We start from the raw sequence: 20,729 nt of genomic DNA on the forward strand, positions 1-20,729 counted from the left end.
ACAATTCTTCTTCTTTCTGAAAAGTGTTCTTAAAAAGATAACCTGTCTGAATCCAGCTTAATAAATATAAAGAGCAAAATGGTGAAACCCCATAGACCTGAACCTCCATAACTGAAAAAGGGTAATGGAATACCAACGGTAGGGAAGATGCCTATTACCATTCCTATATTCACCAGAAAGTGTATAAAAAGTATTCCTATTACCGAATAGCCATAAACCCTGTAAAACTGATTACGTTGCCTCTCAGCAAGTCTTATGAGTCTCAATAAAAGCAGGACGAAAAGCAAAATCACTGTAGCGCTTCCAAGAAACCCCCATTCTTCACCAACCGTACTGAAAATATAATCTGTATGCTGTTCTGGTACGAACTGACCTTTGGTTTGTGTGCCCTGGGTCCATCCTTTGCCAAGCCAGCCTCCACTACCTATGGCGATCTCACTTTGATTGGTATTATATCCTATTCCTTTGGAGTCTACCTCCTTGCCAAGAACAATATTGAACCTATCCCGGTGTCTTTGTTCGAAGACATTCTCAAAAATATAGTTCACCGAGAAACTCAATCCTATTGCGATGATTCCAAAAAAGGTAATTAGGATGCGCCCTGGACGTTTTTTTCTTTTTCTGAAGAACAGGAAAAGCCCAACTAAAATAACTCCGGCGCTTACCCAGATAGGGCCTGCTAAGAGCGTTAGAATGAAAACCGCTACACAGGATAATCCTGCAAAAAGGTAAAACCCTGAAAGACCTTCCCGGTATAAAGGAAAAAAGAAAGCTGCATAGACAAGTGCACTTCCAGGATCTGGCTGTGGGATAATTAGTAATGCCGGTAAGGCTATAATAATAAATGCCTTTATCTGGTTGCTTAACTTTTTGATGTTGGTATGTATATCGCTTAAGTATTTAGCGAGAGCCAGTGCCGTGGCAAATTTAGCGAACTCTGAGGGTTGTACTCCAAAACTACCGAAGGAATACCAAGAGGTGGCACCAGATATGGTCTTACCGAATACAAAAAGCCCGGCTAGGGATAATAAGGATAATATATATATCACACTCGAGAACCGCTGGTAGAACTTGGCCTCCAGTGATAATACGATAACGATGAGAAAAATACTTAATCCTATGAATAATGCCTGCTTACCGTAGGGTTGGCTCAAATCGAAAAATGAACCGGCATTGGAACCCAGGGATGCCGAATAAATATTGGCCCATCCAAAGGTAATAAGTGCTAAATAAATAAAGATACTGATCCAGTCAAATCCCGCGCTGTTCTTGGTCATTTACTGATTAATTATGAAAGGTTCTCCGCTTATTGGTTTCGCATATTCTTCTTCAAGGCTGTGACTTAAAATCCAGCTTTCCATATCTGTTCGGGTGATCGTCCCTTTTAAATATTTTTCTATCATTAAACTCGCCATTCTTCCTGCATATCTACTTCCCCAGTAACCATTTTCAACAAAAACAGCAATGGCGATCTTAGGATTATCCACAGGCGCAAAAGCCACAAAAATTGAATGGTCTGTAAGCTGAACTCTTTTTCCATCGATCTTGGCAAAGTTTTCTGCGGTACCGGTTTTTCCAGCTATTTCCACTCCCGGTATCCTTAAAGTAGAGGCTGTACCACTTTTATAAACTTCATGCATTCCCTCAACTACTGGATCGAAATGCCTTGGATCTATAGTAGTGTGATTTTTGGTGGTGTACTTTTCTTCTTTTATTGGTTTGCCATCTATTTCTTTAAGGATGTGAGGTGTGTAATACCAGCCTTTATTTCCAATAGTTGCCGCCATATTTGCCAATTGGATTGGTGTCATTAGAACTTCTCCCTGACCAATAGCGTTGGAAATGGTTGCGGTAGCATACCAGTTATAAGTGGGATAATCGTATATCCTGTTATAATATTCTGAATCTGGGATTTTTCCAGGGCGGCCCGTACTAAGATCAGAGCCCAGGTAATCCCCGAGACCAAAGCTTTTCAGGTGAGAATTCCATACATCCATCCCTTCCTGTGAAGTTGGATATTTTTCGATCACCCTTCTGTAAACATTGGCAAAATAGGCATTACAGGATTGGGCAATTCCCGGGATCATATCTAACGGACTTTTATGTGCATGGCAACCTAGTTTTCTCCCACGGCTACCATAAGCATATCCGTGGTTACAAGAGAATTTATCGTTAGTATCAACTACACCTTCCTGGAGCCCTATAAGTGCATTTAATGTTTTAAAGGGAGATCCAGGTGGATATTCCGCCAGTAAACCCCTATCGTATAGTGGCCTGGCGATGGTGTCGTAGTACAATTCGGTGAAATTCGGGGAACGTTTTCTTCCAACCAGTTTCGCAGGATCGTATGTAGGAGCCGTGATCAAGGTGAGGATTTCCCCGCTTTCCGGCTCTATGGCAACGATTCCGCCCCTTTTGTTTTTCATTAATTTCGTTCCGTAGGCCTGAAGTTCAGCATCTACAGTAAGCGAAATATCCTTCCCTTTTTCAGGAAGAGTATCGTAAATTCCATTTTTATACGGGCCAATATCACGGTTAAAGCGATCCTTCTGTATATGTTTCACGCCTTTAACGCCCCGTAATAATTCCTCGTAATAACTTTCAACCCCGGCGCGACCAATAAGGTCACCAGAGATATAATATGGATTCTCATTTATTATTTTCTGGTTCACTTCAGCGATATATCCAAGAACATTTGCGCTGTGGTCTACCTGGTAATCTCTAAGTGACCTTTTCTGAATGTAGAAACCCTCATATTTCCTCATTTTTTCCTGTAATATTGCATATTCACTTTTGGTGAGCTGTGGTATTACCACTGAGGGTAGCATAGGAGAATAAATCCGAGCTTTATCAAGCTTCTTTTCCAGATCTTCCCTGGAAAGATTTAGAATGCCACAGAATTCGGTAGTATCGAAAGGTTTCAGGTTGCGCGGAATCACCATTACATCATAAGATGGCTGATTCGAAACCATTAATTTACCATCCCTGTCGTAAATGTATCCACGCTGAGGGTAGTCATAAACAACCTTAATAGCATTGTCCTGTGATCTTATAGCCAAAGAAGTGTCTACGATTTGAAGATAGAACAGTCTTCCAATAAAGATGAGCCCGGTAGTTAAAATTGTTATGTATAGTAAAATCTTTCTCATCGATACTTTTTACTAAATAATGTAAGGCTTAGAAGTATTAGGATTGTTGTGAATATAGTGGAAAAAATCGTCTTTTTCAGTACTAGGAGTATATGATTTATGCTGAACATTTCCAAGGAAAATAAAACAAAATGATGTATTAGAACCATTAGGAAAACATAGCTCAATTTAGCTCCGAAGGGTGTTGCTGAAAGACGGATATTTTGGTGGTCATAACTAATTCCGAAGGAAAATCTTAGCAGGTTTGGTCTAACAAAAGCTGCAACAAGGCAGGCAGCTGCGTTAATTCCGCCGCTATCTTCAAAAACATCGATGCTTACTCCTAAGAGGAACGAAATAAAAAGAAATAGGCTCTGATTTCCAGTGAATGGATACAGAAGTAAAAATAGCACATACAGGTAAGGGTTGATATATCCCGCAAAATTGATGTTATTTAGTATTAATACCTGTAAAAATACAAGAATAACGAAGCGGCCGATATTTGAAAAAAGCTTACTGTTCATTCGTTTCCTGTAAATTTTCGATTTCCTCCTTGTTCACGTTTTCGATCACGTATACATAGCCAATATTGGTCATGTCATTGAACAACTTGATATTGATCGTATAGTAACTCTGGGTCTGGTCTAAGGTAAAATCCTGAATGCTTCCTACAGGCAAACCTTTTGGGAAGATTAGTGAACGTCCACCGGTTATGATGGTATCTCCTTTTTGAAGAGGAGCCTGTCTGGGTACATCGATTAGCTGGACTATATTCGGGTCTTTACCGTCCCATACTAAACTTCCAAAATGATTTGTGTTATTAAGCTGTGCATTTATTCTTGACCGGCTATTAAGAATAGAGATCACTCTGGAGTAATTTTCATTAACTCGGTCTACAATTCCCACAATGCCCTGACTGGTGATCACACCGTATTCCTGCTGTATTCCAGATCGCTCTCCACGGTTAAGAGTCAGGTAATTATCCACCTTAGAAAAATTATTGTTTATTACCCTTGCCGTGCGGAAGAGGTAATCTCCTTCAAAAGAGGTGCTGTCCAGTTGTTGGTCTACGGGAAGACTGTCCCGAATGCTTGAAATAATGTTTCTGAGCTGTTTGTTCTCTTCAAGAAGCCTTTCGTTATATTCATCAAGGCTTAAATAAGAATTCACATCGTTGGACCAGGAATATACGCCTCCAGTCACAAAATTTGCTGAACTTAAGAATCTGCTCTTATGAAAAGCGTGGTTTTGAACAGTAAGAAACACAGATACAACGAACAGGATTAAGAATAAAATCGAATTCTTATTCCGTATGAGAAAGTTGAAAATCTGCTGCATAAATTAATCTTCTCCTACTTGATCAAAATCCCTTTATATCTGTTCAGTGTTTTTAAGGTAATTCCTGTTCCTCGAACTACTGCTCTTAACGGGTCTTCAGCTATATAAACCGGGAGATCTGTTTTTTGAGAAAGTCTTTTGTCCAACCCTCTTAGCATAGAACCACCACCTGCTAGATAAATACCGGTATTGTAGATATCTGCTGCTAGTTCTGGAGGAGTTTGAGAAAGCGTTTCCATTACGGCGTCCTCGATCCTTAAAATAGATTTGTCCAGGGCCTTGGCGATCTCACGATAAGAGATATTCACCTGTTTAGGTTTCCCAGTTAAAAGGTCTCTACCCTGAACGCTCATCTCGTCTGGTGGAACTTCAAGATCTTCAGTAGCCGCACCAATCTGGATTTTTATCTTTTCAGCGGTGCGTTCTCCAACATAAAGGTTATGCTGAGTACGCATATAATAAACGATGTCATTGGTAAAGACATCCCCTGCGATCTTCACAGATTTGTCACAAACAATACCACCAAGGGCAATTACTGCGATCTCTGTAGTACCGCCACCTATATCCACGATCATATTTCCTTTCGGCTGCATGATATCAACCCCAATACCAATCGCCGCGGCCATAGGTTCGTGTATAAGGTAAACCTCTTTACCGTTTACTCTTTCCGCACTTTCCTTAACAGCACGCATCTCCACCTCGGTAATACCCGAAGGTATACAAATAACCATTCTCAGCGTTGGGGTGAAAAGTTTCTTCTTTAATGCCGGGATTTCCTTGATGAACATGGTGAGCATCTTCTCACTGGCATCAAAATCTGCAATTACACCATCTTTTAAGGGACGAATGGTTTTGATATTCTCATGAGTCTTACCCTGCATCATCGCAGCTTCCTTACCAACGGCGGTTATTTTACCTGAAGTACGGTCTCGGGCTACTATGGAGGGGCTGTCTACAACAACTTTATCATTATGAATAATAAGGGTATTCGCGGTACCTAAGTCTATTGCAATTTCTTCAATGAGAAAATCAAAAAATCCCATATTGTATTTTTGGTATTGAGGTTCGGGTAAATGTACTAAAATTAATGTTTAAAATGGCGCGTTCCTGTCATCACCATAGCGATATTATTCTCGTTGCAATAATCGATACTCAGCTGGTCTTTAATAGATCCCCCTGGCTGAATTACCGCTTTGATTCCAACATTTCCGGCAATTTCCACACAATCAGGGAAAGGGAAAAAAGCATCGCTTGCCATCACGGCTCCATCAAGGTTAAAATCAAAAGACCTCGCCTTTTCTATACTCTGGGTAAGAGCGTCTACTCGTGAGGTTTGACCTGTCCCGCTGGCACAAAGTTGCTTGTTTTTGGCTAAGACGATAGTATTCGATTTGGTGTGTTTGCAAATCTTCGATGCAAATATCATGTCAGATAACTCCTCATCAGAAGGTTTATTATCTGTAGCTTGTTTTAAATCTTCCAGGCTGTCGGTTTTAAGATCTTTGTCCTGAACCAAAACTCCATTAAGACAGGTTCTTACCTGGGTTTTCGGAAGTTTTACATCTTTAAGAACAAGAATTATTCTGTTCTTTTTGCCTTTTAAGATTTCCAGTGCTTCTTCTGAATATGATGGAGCGATCACCACTTCACAGAAAAGTTTGTGGATTTCTTCAGCAGTTTCGGTATCTATTTCCACATTGCTTATCAAAATTCCTCCGAAAGCTGAAACCGGATCTCCGGCCAGAGCATCTACATATGCCTGATGGATACTGTCTCTCTGGGCAAGTCCGCAAGCATTATTATGTTTTAATATAGCGAAAGTGGGAGCCTCACCTTTAAACTCATTCATCAGGTTCACTGCGGCATCAACATCTAAAAGATTGTTGTAGGATAACTCTTTACCGTGAAGCTTATCGAATAATTCCTCAAATTCTCCGTAAAAGGTTCCTTTCTGATGTGGATTTTCACCATATCTCAATTCTTTTCCTTTTAATTCGCTTTGTTTGAAAGAGCTTACCTCGTTATCCTGATTGAAATAGTTGAAGATAGCCGAGTCGTAGTGCGAAGAAATATTAAATGCTTTGGTTGCGAATCTTTTTCTGTCTGTAATACTGGTTTTACCGTTCTTTTCATTTAAAAGATCGAGGAATTCCTGATAATCGTCTACAGAAGAAACGCAGGTTACATCCTTGAAATTTTTGGCAGCGGCTCTAATCAGGGAAATACCACCTATATCGATCTTTTCAATGATATCCTGTTCAGAAGCACCTGAAGCCACCGTTTTTTCGAACGGGTAAAGATCTACGATCACAATGTCTAATTGAGGAATTTCGTATTGTTCCAGTTCCTTAGCATCACCTTCATTTTCCTGTCGGTTAAGGATACCTCCAAAAACTTTTGGATGAAGGGTCTTTACTCTTCCGCCTAAAATAGAAGGATAAGAAGTAACGTCTTCTACAGGAATAACATTAATACCAAGTTCCTTGATAAATTTCTCGGTACCTCCTGTAGAATAGATGGTTATATCCAATTCGTCAAGTTTCTTTACGATAGGCTCTAATCCATCTTTGCTGAAAACTGAAATTAAAGCAGATTTTGCTTGTTTTAATTCGCTCATTGTGTTGTGTTTGTTAAAGGTGCAAAAGTAACCATTTAAGCTAAAATTCTGAAAGTGCAAAGGCCGAATTATGAATAAATTTTGTAACGAAATTTTATAACTAACGTCCTATCTTTAAATCAACCTAAAACCGCTGATTTTTACCATGCTAATTTATTTACGCGTACTTAAAGAGAGCTTCAATTTTGCGATTAGCGCTCTTAAAAATAACCGGCTACGTACTTTTCTCTCTTTACTGGGCGTAACAATTGGTATATTTTCCATTATTGCGGTTCTTGCTGCGGTAGATTCTCTGAAGAAAGATATTACAGGAAGTTTAAGCGCTCTTGATAACAGTACTGTAATCGTAATGAGGTTTAATTTTGGGCCTTCCGAAATTCCACGATGGAAAAGGGAACAGTTTCCCGATGTCACCTACGAAGAATATCAGTATCTCAAAAAAAGTCTTCCAGACCTTGAGGCAATAAGTTTTGCTCTGGGTGTACCTGGAGGAGCTGCCATAAAATATCAGGATGTAACAAGTGCAGGTGTAGATGTTGGGGCGGTCACACATGAATATTATGATATTGAAGCTTTCGAACTGGAAGAAGGTAGATTTTTTAACGAACCGGAAGCTGTTAGTGGCTCCGGAGTTGTGGTGCTCGGTCATGAAGTAGCTCAAAATCTTTTTGGAAGTGCTAATGGTGTAGGAAAGGAGATCAGGATCTTTGGGCGAAAGGCTACCGTTATAGGTGTACTTAAAAAACAAGGACAGTCACTTTTTACAGGTTCTAGGGATGGACAGGCTTTCGTGCCGGCCAATTTTGCCAGAAGGGTTTACGGAACCACTAAAGGAACCGTTTTCCCACAGATTGTTTTGAAGCCTGTAGATGGTGTAGATAATGATGAATTTGTGGCAATCCTGGAGCAACAGCTCAGAAATATGCGCGGTATCAAACCCGGTGAGATAAATAATTTTTTTGTGAATCAGTTACAGGGATTTGCCGATTTTATAGATAATATTACTGGTCAGCTGAATGTAATCGGGCTTGTAATTAGTGGATTTTCCCTTTTAGTTGGAGGTTTCGGGATCGCCAATATTATGTTTGTTAGTGTAAAGGAGCGAACCAACCTTATTGGGATACAAAAATCCCTGGGGGCTAAGAACAGGTTCATTCTTTCTCAATTTCTCTTTGAAGCTATCATCCTTTCTGTAATTGGAGGTTTGGTTGGATTATTCATTGTCTGGCTGGTTTCCATAGTAGCTTCGCAGTTCACCGGAGATTTTGAATTTGTACTTTCACCATTCAATATGTTAATAGGAACAGCCGTTTCTGCCGTAATTGGATTAATTTCAGGAATTATCCCGGCTATCTCTGCCTCAAAACTGGATCCTGTAGAGGCGATTAGGACCGGTATGTAAATAGATGTTAACTAATTACCAGTTGTTTACCCTTATTTTAGCTTAAATTATTCTAAAAATATTTAAAGTTCGTTAAAGTGTTGAGACACAGCGAAGGGCTTGTGTAGTTTTGATGAAAAGCTATGAAAAATGGGAAATGAAATTGAAAAAAAATATTTGAATTCTATTCTGCAATTGATCGGATTTTTTGTTCTGCTATTTTTTACAATTGTCTTTCAATTTTAGATAGAATTCATATTGAAGAAGAAAAATCACTAAAACTAACTATTACCAAAACGATAAAAGCCTTAGGAATTCCTAAGGCTTTTGTTGTTATTTCATGTATTTATTAGCTCCTATAGTATTTCAGCAACCTTTTCATTCACCCACTCAAGAAATAATTCGTCCTCATGTGAAAATGGATCTTCAGTGTGACTATCTATATCTATCTGACCAATGTTTTCTCCATTTACAAAAAGTGGGATCACTATTTCAGCCTTCACATGAATGCTGCAAGCGATATAGTTATTCTGTGCCTTCACATCTGGAACTACAAAATTCTTATTGGAGACTGCTACCTGTCCGCAAATGCCTCGACCAAATGGAATGATCTCATGATCTGTTGGTTCACCGGCAAAAGCTTTCAACTTAAGTTCTTCCTTGTTTCCATTCTTAAAATAAAAACCTACCCAGTCATAATATGGAATATTTTTTTCAAGTAATTCACATACTTCGGTAAGCCTTTTATCAACGCTTATCTTCTCATTTTGAAGGATCTCTTCTACTTGCGGTTTTAATTTCTGAAATGGCATATTAACAATCTTTGGTGCAAAAGTATTCAATTTCTCATGTAAACGGAGCCTTTCAATTCTATAAATTTGTTAAAAACCCCCAATTGAAATTGATCGACCTGGTTCGTAAATACCGACTTGTCCTTAAATTCATATTTATTTTCCTGGGTAGTTATTTCCTATTCTCAAGCCTCTATAACTGGTTTTTGCTGATCTATGATACCGAGAACCCCATTCCTGATCCCTTAACTCAATTGGTTGCCCGTCAAAGCGGAAGTGTGATGCAGGGAATTGGTTACGAAGATGTGGAAGTAGTAATGCATTACACGGGACTATCTATGAAGCTCATGGTAGACGATTATTTTTTAGCCGGAATCGTGGAAGGTTGTAATTCTGCCAGCATCATCATCCTTTTCGTTTCGTTTATACTCGCATTCTTTGGGAAAACCACATCAACTTTATTTTATGTTTTCGCCGGTTCGGTCATTATTTATGCGATCAACATTCTGCGTATCGTGATCCTGGCGGTAAGTATTTATGAATATCCCCAATATTCCGGTTTTATGCATTCGGTTTTTTTCCCTTTAGCGATCTATGGTACCGTCTTTATTCTCTGGTTAATCTGGGTTAGAATCTATTCGAAATGGAGAAAAAAGTAAAAAGGAGATACCGGGTTTTTGCAATAGGATTACTGGTCCTTATGCTTGCGGCGATAAGGTTTTTTGAGCAGGAAATATTTTATGATCCTCTAATCGTTTTTTTTAAGTCAGATTACCTGCTTGGGATCATTCCACCTATGGATATGGCAAAGCTAATGTTTAATCTTACACTAAGGTTTTCTCTGAACTCCATTATCTCGCTGACTATTATTTATTTAGGTTTCAGGGACCTCAATATCCTGAAGTTTTCAGCGATTCTCTATGTGATTCTGTATGTTCTAACTACTGCGGCATTTATTTTTCTAATACTGAATATAGAGAGAGAGCATTATCTAGCTTTGTTTTATGTGAGACGCTTTCTAATTCATCCTTTATTTCTACTTATTCTGTTGCCTGCATTTTATTATTACCGAATAAGAGAATCAGGTAGATCATAAAACAACTATACTTCCATTTTATCCTTGTTTTGCTTTAACCAGTTTCTGAAGTTTAGCAGTTCCGGATTTAGTTTTCTGCTGGTATTAATGTCTCTAATGGTACAGAAATATTCTTCTTCTTCAGCCTTGAACTGAAACATATTTCCTAAATCATCGGAGCCCTGAAAATCAAAACTTCGGAAAACTTCTGGCGAAACAGCATTATATTTAATATTCCTGCCATAAACTTCAGAAAAGATCTCAGCCATTTCCTTACCGGTGAGATGTTCGCCGGCAATAGCCACAATTTTATTCTTATAAGTGTCTCCGGCTTTAAAGATTCCGTAGGCACATTTTCCGATATCTTCCGCAGCAATACCAGGTAATTGCTTATTGTCCATGGGAAAAGTGATCGCCAGTTCACCATCTTCTCCTTTTTGAGGAGCCATGCCGAAATTGATAAAATTATCCCAGTAAAAGGAAGTGAACAATAAGGTGTAGGGAACACCGCTTTCAGAAAAATATTCATCTGCTTCACCCTTGGCATCGAAATGCGGGACTTTGTATTTTTCCATTAGGGTGGGCATTCGATCGTCGTCGAGCGGAATCCACTTTCTGGTATCTTCAAGGGTAGACCAGATTACATGCTGGAGTCCGGCCTCTTTTCCTGCCTGAGCCATGTTTTTTGCCTGCTGCATTTCCTTTTCCGGGGAGAAATGTTCCCAGAAATTCGTAACACAATATGCGCCATAAGCCCCTTTAAAGGCATTGATGACGCTCTCTTTATCATCTATATCAGCCTGAACTACCTCGGCCCCCATTTCCTTTAATTTTCCAGCTTTATCTGAATCTGGGTTTCTGGTGATAGCTCTGGCTTTGAATTCCCCTTCAGGATCGTTTAATATCGCTCTGGCCAAACCACCACCCTGTGCTCCGGTTGCCCCAACAATGGCAATAACTTTTTTATTTTCCATAATGAAATTTTAAATTATTGATATTCATTTATTTAACCACCTTAAAGTTAAGGGTTTAGGTGTAAAATCTTTTTTGAAATAACTGAAATTTTCAGGCTTGAATTCAAATAAAATTGAAAGCCTATTCCCAAAAACTGAAATCGAATGATTTGATATTAGCCTAATTTTACGATTCTTAAAAAGGGTTCAATTGGCGAAAACCTCCAATATTTAAAAAAAATGTATTTTTGTAGGCAGTGAAAAAAGCCTTTCAACATATAGTTTCTATAAGCATGGCCTTTATGCTAATGTTTTCTACCATGTCTTTCACGGTAGACAAACATTTTTGTGGAGATCATCTTGTAGATAAGGCGGTGTTCTCTAAAGCCAAAACTTGCGGAATGCAAATGACCTCTGGTGAAGAAGATCACTGCTGTACTAACGAAAAGATACAGGTGCAAGGTCAGGATGAATTGAAGATCTCATTTGATTCTATAGATTTTCAAAAACAATTTTTTATCACCACGTTTACTTTCACCTACTTAAACCTTTTCGAAAGTTTACCAAAGCAGATCATTCCTTTTAAGGATTACTCTCCACCCTTACTGGTCACAGATATACATCTGGTAGACCAGGTATTTTTAATCTGATTTTAGAATTAGTTCTCAAACCACTCATTTTCATGTAGTGGCATCCCGTGTTGTGCGCAGGATCTCTAATTCTAAATCATCAGATAATGCTAAACAGAAGCATAAAATATTTAATCGAAAACAAGCTTATCGCGTTTATTCTCCTGGTCATTCTTATTGGCTGGGGAATTATGACGTCTCCATTTAATTGGGATACGGGTTTGTTGCCCAATGATCCCGTAGCCGTTGACGCCATCCCCGATATTGGTGAAAATCAGCAGATCATCTTTACCGAATGGGCCGGGCGTTCACCTCAGGATATCGAGGACCAGATCACCTATCCTTTAACCACCAGTTTACTTGGAATTCCCGGGGTGAAGACCATCAGAAGCTCTTCTATGTTTGGTTTTTCCAGTATCTACCTCATTTTTGAGGAAGATGTTGAGTTTTACTGGAGTCGGAGCAGGATCCTAGAAAAACTGAATTCCTTACCTGAAAACCTTTTACCGGAAGGAGTAAATCCTTCTTTGGGGCCAGATGCCACCGGTTTGGGACAGATCTTCTGGTATACCCTGGAAGGTCGCGATAAGGACGGAAATGTTACCGGTGGCTGGGACCTCCAGGAACTGCGAAGTGTTCAGGATTATTATGTGAAATATGCCCTTTCCGGAGCCGGTGGCGTTTCAGAAGTTGCCAGTATTGGCGGATATGTTCAGGAATACCAGGTTGATGTGAAGCCAGAATTAATGCGTCAGTATGATATTAGCCTGGATCAGGTAGTTATGGCTGTAAAGCAGAGCAATCGTGAGATCGGTGCCCAGACCCTGGAGATTAACCAGGCCGAATACTTGGTGCGCGGCCTGGGTTATGTGAAATCTATTGAAGATATTGAGAATGCTGTAGTTTTTTCAGAAGATTACGCATCTATCAGGATCAAAGATATCGCCAATGTTTCCATGGGTCCTGCTTCCCGCCGTGGAATCCTGGATAAGGAGGGAGCCGAGGTTGTTGGAGGTGTAGTGGTTGCCCGCTACGGTGCCAATCCCATGGAAGTGATCAATAATGTAAAGGCTGAAATTAAAGAAATAAGTTCAGGTCTGCCCGCGAAAACTCTGAAGGATGGGACAGAATCTCAATTAACAATAGTACCTTTTTATGATAGAACCGAACTGATCCAGGAAACTTTGGGAACCTTGAATGAGGCGCTTACCATGGAGATCCTCATCACTATCCTGGTGATCGTCATAATGGTTTTTAATCTTCGCGCCTCCATCCTTATTTCTGGTTTATTACCGGTGGCAGTGTTGATGGTCTTTATAACCATGAAGATCTTTGGAGTGACGGCAAATATCGTTGCATTGTCTGGTATCGCGATTGCCATTGGGACGATGGTGGATATGGGAATCATCCTTTGTGAAAATATCATTCGTCATCTTGATATGAAAGACGACCGACCCGTTAACCAGATCGTTTATGAGGCTACCGCAGAAGTTTCAGGGGCTATCCTAACGGCTGTTCTAACCACCATAATTAGTTTTATTCCTGTATTTACGATGGTGGGAGCTGAAGGTAAATTATTCAGGCCCCTTGCCTTTACTAAAACAATGGCGCTTGCTGCTTCGATCCTGGTGGCTCTATTTCTAATTCCGCCAATTGCAGCTATACTTTTCAAAAAAAGGAATTATAGAAGCAGATTCACATATATTTTTCCGGTTTTTCTGATACTTGGTGGGATCCTGGCAGTCCTTTTCAGCTATTGGATCGGTTTGGCCCTCCTAGGCTTCGGAATTATTAATTTATTGTTGAAACTTGAAAAGATGGATGAAGGCCGGGCAAAATTATTTAAGATCGGGCTAACGGTGATCACCATGATTTTGATGCTTTCGGTATACTGGAGACCATTGGGACTACAGAATAGTGTTCTGCTGAACCTGGTCTTTGTTGCTCTGATCAGCGTCGGTTTATTGTCGGTCTTTTATTTGTTCAAATCTTATTACACTAGAATTTTACAATGGACGCTGGAAAATAAACTGCTGTTTCTTAGCATACCAACCCTAATTATTGTTCTGGGATTCCTTATCATGAAAAATACCGGTAAAGAATTCATGCCCTCGCTGAACGAAGGTTCATTTTTGCTGATGCCAACCTCTATGCCGCATTCCGGAGTGGAAGAAAATAAAAGGGTTTTGCAGCAACTGGATATGGCCGTAGCAAGTCTTCCCGAGGTAGAAACAGTGGTAGGAAAAGCCGGAAGAGCAGAGTCGGCGCTGGATCCCGCACCTTTGTCCATGTACGAGAATATTATTCAGTATAAAACTGAATATATGGAGAATGAAGAGGGAGAAAAGCAACGCTATCGCGTTAATGAAAATGGTTATTTTATACTGAAAAACGGAAAATTAGCGGCTAATCCAAATTTAGAATTTTCAACTGAGTCCTCTTCCCAGATAGAGCCAAAAGCTTCTTTAGTAACAAATCCTCTTAAAGTAACCAGGGATCAGTTAATTCCAGATGCTGATGGAGAATACTTCAGGAACTGGAGGCCGGTAATAAAATCTCCCAATGATATCTGGAATGAGATCGCCAGGGTTACAAAATTACCCGGAGTTACTTCCGCGCCGAAACTTCAGCCCATAGAAACCCGTCTCATCATGTTGCAAACCGGGATGCGTGCTCCTATGGGAATTAAAGTTCAGGGGGCAGATCTGCAACAGATTCAGCAGTTTGGAATGCAACTGGAAGAGATCCTGAAAGAAACCGAGGGTGTTAAAGCTGAAGCAGTTTTCGCCGACCGTATTGTTGGTAAACCATACCTTCTCATCGATATTCAGCGTGAACGGCTGGCCCGGTACGGTATTTCCATTGATGACGTGCAGCAGGTTTTGCAAATCGCTGTTGGTGGAATGCAATTAAGTGAAACGGTGGAAGGAAGGGAGCGCTATGGGATAAGGGTTCGTTATCCTCGCGAATTAAGAGAGAGTCCACAGGAAATTAAGGATATTTATGTACCTGTTGAAGGTGGATCGCCAGTACCTCTGGGAGAACTTGTGGAAATAAGATATGAGCAGGGACCTCAGGTGATTAAAAGTGAAAACACCTTTCTTACCGGTTATGTGCTTTTTGATAAACTTGATGGTTTTGCCGAAGTAGAGGTGGTTGAAAATGCCCGGGATCTTATACAGGAAAAGATAGCATCAGAAGAATTAAAGCTGCCTGCAAATGTGAAATACAGGTTTACCGGAAATTATGAGAACCAGATGAGGGCTGAAAAAACCCTTTCTCTGGTAGTTCCTCTTTCACTATTGATCATTTTTCTGATCCTTTATTTCCAGTTCAAATCTGTCTCTACTTCGTTCATGGTCTTTGCAGGAATCGCGGTAGCCTTTGGAGGTGGTTTTATGTTGATCTGGCTTTACGGACAGGACTGGTTTATGAATTTCAGCCTTTTTGGGGAAAACATCCGGCAGTTATTCCAGATCAAGACCATCAACCTGAGTGTGGCTGTTTGGGTCGGTTTTATTGCCCTTTTTGGGATTGCTACCGACGATGGTGTGGTCATGGCTACATATCTTACTCAGACCTTCGAGACTAATTCACCAGATAATATAAAACAGATCAGGCAATCTGTAATTGAAGCCGGGGAGAAACGTATTCGTCCCTGTTTAATGACAACTGCCACGACCATTCTGGCTTTATTGCCAATCTTAACTTCTACCGGCCGGGGGAGCGATATTATGATCCCTATGGCTATTCCGGCTTTTGGAGGAATGCTTATAGCGTTGATCACCTTGTTCGTAGTTCCCGTACTTTTTTGTTGGAGAAAGGAAAATAGGCTTAAAGTGAATAGAGAAAAACTAAATGTGAGGAACCAATAATATGCAATTATGCCAAAAAGTATTTTAAAAGAAGCAAATGAGACTATTTATTGGTTGGATTTATTGAAAGATTCGGAATATATGGACCTTTCGGTACATAGAAATCTTCTGGGTGCTTGCAAGAAAATTGTTGCCATGTTGGTAAGCTCTATCAAGACGGCCAGGTTTAAAATTTAAAGTTATGAGAATAAGAAGAACATTAAAGATAAGTTCGGTTTGGGGTACGGAGTATACCAGGAAGCTATTTCTAATGATAGCTTTTCACTTTTCATTTTTCACTTTTCATTCCGTGACAGCACAAGAACTGGAAGCTTTTTATAATCAGGCTCTTATCAATAATCCTGAAATTTCCTCCATGCAAGCGAACGTTGAAATTGCGAGGGAAAATATAAACGAAGTCGGGAGTATTCCAGATACGGAATTTGGATTTGGATACTTCGTAAGTGAACCGGAGACCAGGACCGGTGCTCAAAAATTAAGGGTTTCGGTTCGGCAAAACATTCCCTGGTTCGGTACCATTCAATCCAGAAAAGATTATGCTGGAGCATTGGTAAGCCTGGAAGAAGCCGATCTGGAAATAGCAAAGCGAAAACTGAAATTAGAGGTTTCCGAGGTATATTTTGATCTCTATGAAATGAGAGAAAAATTAGAGGTGCTTCAGGAGAATATCGAGCTTCTGGATCTTTATCGCACCATGGCCCTTAATTCTGTTGAGACCGGAAAAGCTTCCGCAGTGGAAGTTTTAAAGCTGAAGATGAGACAGAACGATCTTCTGGAACAAAAGAAAAATCTACAACTACAGATAGAAGCATTGAAGGCACGTTTCAATAATATCCTGAATATTGATGAAATGACTTTGTTGAATTTTGAGGATACGCTAATGATCCCACCGGAAAAGTCTGAAAATTATGACCTCTCTCTGCACCCCGAATTGCTTCGTTTCGAAGACTACGCCGAGAGTATTTTGAAGAATGAAGAAATGAATCAGCAGGAATCTTCTCCAAAATTGGGATTCGGGCTTGATTATATCTCGGTTCAGGAGCGAACCGACATTAATTTTTCAGATAATGGAAAGGATATCGTAATGCCTATGGTTTCTGTACAGGTGCCTATTTTTAATAAAACATACCGTTCAGTCTCCAAACAAAATGAATTAAAGCAGGACCAGATCACCTCAGACAGGGACGCCAAATTGAATGACCTGGAAAACAGGCTTGAAACCGCACTGTATGAACGGAATTCCGCCAGGATTAGATTTAATACCCAGCTCGATAACCTGCAACAGGCAAGCAATGCCGAAGAGCTATTGATCAAACAATATGAGACAGGAACTATAGATTTCGAAGATGTACTTGATATCCAGGAAATACAATTAAAGATACAAATAGATTTAGTGGAAGCGGTAAGTGCCTGGTATCAAAAAGATGCTGTGGTGAATTACCTTACCAATAATACTTTTTAGAGATGAAAAATTTTTTGATATATTTTTTGATACTTATTGCCGGGTTATTATTGGGATATATGATCTTCAGTAATAACGAAGATGAACAAACTCATCAGCATGAGGAGGCAGAAACTTCCAAAATGTGGACCTGTTCCATGCATCCGCAGATCATGCAGACGGAGCCGGGAGATTGTCCTGTTTGTGGGATGGAACTGATTCCTGCAAGTGCAACTTCAGACGGTTTGAGTGCTGAAGAATTTAGTATGACCGAAACCGCCATGAAACTGGCTAATATCCAGACTACAGTCGTTGGTCAGGGTAGCGGCATAGATGCATCGATTACACTTTCTGGAAAGATCGAGGTGAATGAAGACGAGAATGCGGTGATGTCCGCTCATTTTAATGGAAGAGTTGAGAAATTGTTTGCCAATACCGTGGGAGATAGGGTAAGTAGAGGCCAGATCGTCGCTTCGGTATATTCTCCAGAACTGGTAGCTGCTCAGCAGGAATTGATCACAGCGGCAAAACTGAAAGAATCTCAACCTGAATTATATAATGCGGTTAGAAATAAGTTTAAGATCTGGATGATCAAGGATAAGGTTCTGGATAAGGTGGAAAGCACCGGAAATGTACAAACATCATTACCAATTTATTCTCATGTAAACGGTACCGTAACCGAGATCATGGTGGAAGAAGGTAGCCATATTATGGATGGAATGCCTATTTTAAAAGTTGCCAACCTTAATTCTGTTTGGGCGGTTTTTGACGCTTACGAACCCCAGATCTCCAATCTTAAGGAGGGCCAGAATCTTAAAATAAATGTCAATGCCATTCCAGATGAAGATTTTTCAGGAAAGATCTCGTTTATTGATCCCATCCTAAACGATGACTCCAGAACTATTGAAGTAAGAGTGGTATTGAACAATAATGAAAACAGACTCAAGCCGGGAATGTTTGTAGAGGCTAAGGCCGAATCTTCTTTTTCAGATTCTCAAGGTCAAAATCTTGAGATTCCTCGAAGTGCTGTCCTGTGGACGGGTGAAAGGTCTCTGGTCTATGTTAAGACAGGTGGAGACCAGCCCACTTTTGAAATGAGAGAAGTGAAACTTGGTAATTCAACTGGAGAAAACTTCCAGGTTCTTAATGGTCTGGAAGCTGGCGAGGAGATCGTGACTAATGGAACTTTTACTGTTGACGCTGCTGCTCAATTACAGGGGAAAAGGTCAATGATGAATAATGCAAAATCAAAGGAAAATAAAATAGCAGAGGTGAAAATGCACTTTCCAAAGTCATTTCAATTACAATTCGTTAAGACTCTGGAAGATTATTTCAGGCTTAAAGATGCGCTGGTAGACTCTCAACCTGAACAAGCAATAAAGGAAGCAAAGTCATATTTACAGCGACTCCCAGAGAATGACCTTCCTGAAACATCTTCTGGCCACTATAATAAAGTGATAAAAATGCTTGAGGCAATTTCAAAAAATGATGATCTGGAAAATCAAAGGGCTCATTTTGTGAACCTGTCAGAAAACATCATCGTGCTGACGTCCAATATCGACAGTTTGGGAAAGACAGTCTATGTTCAGCACTGTCCTATGGCCAATTCGAATAAAGGTGCCGATTGGTTGAGCCAGTCTTCCGAAATAAGAAATCCATATTACGGTGAAGCAATGCTTACCTGCGGTGAGGTTACCGGAATTCTTGAGTAGATCTGGAATTTAAAAAATTGTAATAATGAGTTTAAAATTCGTCCAATATTAATAGTAAATACATTAAAATGAGAAAGAGTATAAAAAGTCTATTTTCAATTAGCCTGGTTGCAGGAAGTTTATTGGTAACCTCCTGTGGTGATTCAAATAAGAAGGAGGATAATTCTTCAGAAGAAATGCAGGAAATGACCCAGGAGCAGGAAGCTCCTGACGAAGCATCAAAAAAAATGGCTAAAGCAGAATTCAGTAGCGATAATGTAACGCAGGCCTACGAGGAATACCTGGCGGTTAAAGATGCTCTTGTACAAACAGATGCAGAAGCCGCAGCAGAAGCTGCTAAAAATTTGCAAGTAAAGACCGCAGACAGCAACCGTAAGATTGCAGAGATTGCCGGGAAACTTGCTTCAGAAAGTGATGTGAATGTTCAGCGCGAAACTTTTTCTGAACTTACCGCTGCTATGGATCCTGTACTTAAGGAGGCAATTTCTTCAGGAAAGATCTATAAGCAATTCTGCCCGATGGCTTTTGAGGGAAAAGGAGATTATTGGTATGCATCTTCAGAGGAAATTAGAAATCCGTATTTTGGTGATAAGATGCTCAAGTGCGGAAGAGTGGATGAAACCATAGAATAAAAGGATCTGAAGAGTCCCGGTTTCCACGATTCCGGGACTTTTATAATCATTTTTGCCAATTGGAAAAGAACAGAATACAAATAAAGAATGTGGTTTGCCAGCGTTGTATCATGACAGTAAAGGGCATCCTGGATAAGCTGGAAATTCCTTATGTTAAAGTTGATCTAGGTGAAGCTGTTTTAAAAAGAGAGCTTAGCAGGTCTGAGAGAAAAATCCTGGAAGAAGAATTCTCCCAGGTTGGTTTTGAAATCATCCAGGACCGTGAGAAGAGGCTCATCAATATGATTAAATCACTAATTATCGATGAGGTTTATTCTGAAGATAGCTTGAACACTAAACTTTCTACTATTCTAACTGCTAAATTAAACTTTGACTACAGTCATATAACTCATGTTTTTACCGAAAGTGAAGGCCAGAGCATACAGAAGTATTATAATGCCCTGCGCATAGAAAGCGCCAAAGAATTATTAGGTTACGATGAGCTCGGGATTGCTGAAATTGCGGACAGGCTTGGTTATTCCACCCCGGCATACCTTTCTACTTCCTTTAAAAAAGCTACCGGTTACACCCCTTCAGAATACAGGGGTTTAGATCTGCACGATCGAAAAAGCCTGGATTCAGTATAGCTATAGAATAAGACATTCTTAAAAACCTGATTTTAAAGTTAAAAACCTTTAAAACTGAAAGATCTTAGCAAATTTTTAAAAGCGTGAACTATAGTCTCTTCCTAAATTTGGTATAGAACCAATAAAATCAATTAGTTATGAGAAATGAGAAAATGATAAGTGCACTAGGAAATTGCATCAATCACTGTAACTACTGCGCAGATGCCTGCCTCGACGAGGAGAATGTGGAAATGATGAAGGACTGTATAAGAACCGATAGAGTTTGCGCTGAGGTTTGTTCTACATTGAACCAGGTATTGGCAACCGGATATTCAGATACCAAAGACCTCGTAAAATATTGTATCAAAGTTTGTGTAGCCTGTGCTGAAGAATGTGCTAAACATGATCACAAACATTGCCAGGATTGTGCAAAAGCCTGCAGAGAATGTGTTAGTGCCTGCGAAGCATATTTAGCGTAATACCGAAACTAAATGCCTGGAAGAAAACTCTAATTATTCCGGGCATTTTCATTTCTGAAAGTCTTTCCGCAAA

Annotated in this window: 19 protein-coding genes; 11 read left to right on the top strand and 8 right to left on the bottom strand. The window is 39.9% G+C overall.

Annotated features, from left to right (window positions below; genetic code table 11):
- Positions 1-29: 29 nt before the first annotated feature.
- The 6 genes from rodA to purH are packed head-to-tail and all read right to left on the bottom strand — an operon-like array spanning position 30 to position 7,083.
- Positions 30-1,277, bottom strand: coding sequence for a rod shape-determining protein RodA (gene rodA, locus ML462_RS15140; protein WP_240714673.1), 1,248 nt, complete (start codon positions 1,275-1,277; stop codon positions 30-32).
- The gene (gene mrdA, locus ML462_RS15145; protein ID WP_240714674.1) at positions 1,278-3,149 is read right to left on the bottom strand and encodes a penicillin-binding protein 2; all 1,872 of its coding nucleotides are present in this window, start codon (positions 3,147-3,149) and stop codon (positions 1,278-1,280) included.
- On the bottom strand, positions 3,146-3,652 hold the full coding sequence (locus tag ML462_RS15150) for a rod shape-determining protein MreD (RefSeq protein ID WP_240714675.1): 507 nt from the start codon (positions 3,650-3,652) through the stop codon (positions 3,146-3,148). Before ML462_RS15150 ends, mrdA begins: the two co-directional genes overlap by 4 nt.
- Positions 3,642-4,466 (bottom strand): rod shape-determining protein MreC, encoded by an 825-nt coding sequence (gene mreC / locus ML462_RS15155; protein ID WP_240714676.1) that lies wholly within the window; start codon positions 4,464-4,466, stop codon positions 3,642-3,644. The genes ML462_RS15150 and mreC overlap by 11 nt, the downstream gene beginning before the upstream one ends.
- 14 nt (positions 4,467-4,480) lie before the next feature.
- Positions 4,481-5,509: a rod shape-determining protein gene (locus ML462_RS15160; RefSeq protein ID WP_240714677.1), complete on the bottom strand. Its 1,029-nt coding sequence runs from the start codon at positions 5,507-5,509 to the stop codon at positions 4,481-4,483.
- A gap of 41 nt (positions 5,510-5,550) precedes the next feature.
- Positions 5,551-7,083, bottom strand: a complete 1,533-nt coding sequence (gene purH / locus ML462_RS15165; protein ID WP_240714678.1) for a bifunctional phosphoribosylaminoimidazolecarboxamide formyltransferase/IMP cyclohydrolase — start codon at positions 7,081-7,083, stop codon at positions 5,551-5,553.
- 145 nt (positions 7,084-7,228) lie between these two features.
- Between purH and ML462_RS15170 the strand changes: the two genes are divergently transcribed.
- On the top strand, positions 7,229-8,485 hold the full coding sequence (locus ML462_RS15170) for an ABC transporter permease (RefSeq protein WP_240714679.1): 1,257 nt from the start codon (positions 7,229-7,231) through the stop codon (positions 8,483-8,485).
- Positions 8,486-8,820: 335 nt separating this feature from the next.
- Here the strand turns inward: ML462_RS15170 and ML462_RS15175 are convergent, their stop codons facing one another.
- On the bottom strand, positions 8,821-9,276 hold the full coding sequence (locus ML462_RS15175; RefSeq protein WP_240714680.1) for a GAF domain-containing protein: 456 nt from the start codon (positions 9,274-9,276) through the stop codon (positions 8,821-8,823).
- A gap of 83 nt (positions 9,277-9,359) precedes the next feature.
- Here ML462_RS15175 and xrtF point away from each other — a divergent pair, with 83 nt between their 5' ends.
- Complete coding sequence (gene xrtF, locus ML462_RS15180; RefSeq protein WP_240714681.1) at positions 9,360-9,914, top strand: exosortase family protein XrtF; 555 nt, start codon at positions 9,360-9,362, stop codon at positions 9,912-9,914.
- The gene (locus ML462_RS15185) at positions 9,899-10,351 is read left to right on the top strand and encodes an exosortase F system-associated membrane protein (protein WP_240714682.1); all 453 of its coding nucleotides are present in this window, start codon (positions 9,899-9,901) and stop codon (positions 10,349-10,351) included. The genes xrtF and ML462_RS15185 overlap by 16 nt, the downstream gene beginning before the upstream one ends.
- 5 nt (positions 10,352-10,356) lie before the next feature.
- Here ML462_RS15185 and ML462_RS15190 read toward each other — a convergent pair whose 3' ends face one another.
- On the bottom strand, positions 10,357-11,304 hold the full coding sequence (locus ML462_RS15190) for an NmrA/HSCARG family protein (RefSeq protein ID WP_240714683.1): 948 nt from the start codon (positions 11,302-11,304) through the stop codon (positions 10,357-10,359).
- 236 nt (positions 11,305-11,540) lie between these two features.
- On the opposite strand from ML462_RS15190, the gene ML462_RS15195 reads away from it, so the two are divergent.
- The 8 genes from ML462_RS15195 to ML462_RS15230 all read left to right on the top strand — a co-directional run bounded on the left by ML462_RS15195 (position 11,541) and on the right by ML462_RS15230 (position 20,656).
- Positions 11,541-11,933 carry an HYC_CC_PP family protein gene (locus ML462_RS15195; protein ID WP_240714684.1) on the top strand — a complete coding sequence of 131 codons (393 nt, stop codon included), beginning with the start codon at positions 11,541-11,543 and terminating at the stop codon, positions 11,931-11,933.
- An 86-nt stretch (positions 11,934-12,019) separates the two neighbouring features.
- A complete protein-coding gene (locus tag ML462_RS15200; protein WP_240714685.1) occupies positions 12,020-15,787 on the top strand; it encodes an efflux RND transporter permease subunit in 3,768 nt (1,255 codons plus the stop codon).
- Between the two features lie 9 nt (positions 15,788-15,796).
- Entirely contained in the window at positions 15,797-15,964 is a 168-nt protein-coding gene (locus ML462_RS15205) for a four helix bundle protein (protein ID WP_240714686.1), read from the top strand.
- 4 nt (positions 15,965-15,968) lie between these two features.
- Complete coding sequence (locus ML462_RS15210; protein ID WP_341481594.1) at positions 15,969-17,249, top strand: TolC family protein; 1,281 nt, start codon at positions 15,969-15,971, stop codon at positions 17,247-17,249.
- 2 nt (positions 17,250-17,251) lie between these two features.
- The gene (locus ML462_RS15215) at positions 17,252-18,940 is read left to right on the top strand and encodes an efflux RND transporter periplasmic adaptor subunit (protein ID WP_240714687.1); all 1,689 of its coding nucleotides are present in this window, start codon (positions 17,252-17,254) and stop codon (positions 18,938-18,940) included.
- A gap of 68 nt (positions 18,941-19,008) precedes the next feature.
- Positions 19,009-19,572 carry a DUF3347 domain-containing protein gene (locus ML462_RS15220; protein WP_240714688.1) on the top strand — a complete coding sequence of 188 codons (564 nt, stop codon included), beginning with the start codon at positions 19,009-19,011 and terminating at the stop codon, positions 19,570-19,572.
- 59 nt (positions 19,573-19,631) lie between these two features.
- Positions 19,632-20,198 (top strand): helix-turn-helix domain-containing protein, encoded by a 567-nt coding sequence (locus ML462_RS15225; RefSeq protein ID WP_240714689.1) that lies wholly within the window; start codon positions 19,632-19,634, stop codon positions 20,196-20,198.
- A gap of 137 nt (positions 20,199-20,335) precedes the next feature.
- Positions 20,336-20,656 carry a four-helix bundle copper-binding protein gene (locus tag ML462_RS15230; RefSeq protein WP_240714690.1) on the top strand — a complete coding sequence of 107 codons (321 nt, stop codon included), beginning with the start codon at positions 20,336-20,338 and terminating at the stop codon, positions 20,654-20,656.
- The last annotated feature ends 73 nt before the right edge of the window (positions 20,657-20,729 follow it).

It is taken from the genome of Christiangramia lutea (genome assembly GCF_022489035.1).
Lineage (GTDB): Bacteria > Bacteroidota > Bacteroidia > Flavobacteriales > Flavobacteriaceae > Christiangramia > Christiangramia lutea.

Bases quoted from the DNA above. Each gene is read 5' to 3' on its own strand.
- ML462_RS15170 (WP_240714679.1), top strand. From the start codon at position 7,229: ATGCTAATTTATTTACGCGTACTTAAAGAGAGCTTCAATTTTGCGATT.
- ML462_RS15175 (WP_240714680.1), bottom strand. From the start codon at position 9,276: ATGCCATTTCAGAAATTAAAACCGCAAGTAGAAGAGATCCTTCAAAAT.
- ML462_RS15205 (WP_240714686.1), top strand. From the start codon at position 15,797: ATGCCAAAAAGTATTTTAAAAGAAGCAAATGAGACTATTTATTGGTTG.
- mrdA (WP_240714674.1), bottom strand. From the start codon at position 3,149: ATGAGAAAGATTTTACTATACATAACAATTTTAACTACCGGGCTCATC.
- ML462_RS15185 (WP_240714682.1), top strand. From the start codon at position 9,899: ATGGAGAAAAAAGTAAAAAGGAGATACCGGGTTTTTGCAATAGGATTA.
- ML462_RS15160 (WP_240714677.1), bottom strand. From the start codon at position 5,509: ATGGGATTTTTTGATTTTCTCATTGAAGAAATTGCAATAGACTTAGGT.
- mreC (WP_240714676.1), bottom strand. From the start codon at position 4,466: ATGCAGCAGATTTTCAACTTTCTCATACGGAATAAGAATTCGATTTTA.
- ML462_RS15220 (WP_240714688.1), top strand. From the start codon at position 19,009: ATGAGAAAGAGTATAAAAAGTCTATTTTCAATTAGCCTGGTTGCAGGA.
- ML462_RS15215 (WP_240714687.1), top strand. From the start codon at position 17,252: ATGAAAAATTTTTTGATATATTTTTTGATACTTATTGCCGGGTTATTA.
- ML462_RS15150 (WP_240714675.1), bottom strand. From the start codon at position 3,652: ATGAACAGTAAGCTTTTTTCAAATATCGGCCGCTTCGTTATTCTTGTA.
- purH (WP_240714678.1), bottom strand. From the start codon at position 7,083: ATGAGCGAATTAAAACAAGCAAAATCTGCTTTAATTTCAGTTTTCAGC.
- ML462_RS15210 (WP_341481594.1), top strand. From the start codon at position 15,969: ATGAGAATAAGAAGAACATTAAAGATAAGTTCGGTTTGGGGTACGGAG.
- ML462_RS15230 (WP_240714690.1), top strand. From the start codon at position 20,336: ATGAGAAATGAGAAAATGATAAGTGCACTAGGAAATTGCATCAATCAC.
- ML462_RS15200 (WP_240714685.1), top strand. From the start codon at position 12,020: ATGCTAAACAGAAGCATAAAATATTTAATCGAAAACAAGCTTATCGCG.
- ML462_RS15190 (WP_240714683.1), bottom strand. From the start codon at position 11,304: ATGGAAAATAAAAAAGTTATTGCCATTGTTGGGGCAACCGGAGCACAG.
- rodA (WP_240714673.1), bottom strand. From the start codon at position 1,277: ATGACCAAGAACAGCGCGGGATTTGACTGGATCAGTATCTTTATTTAT.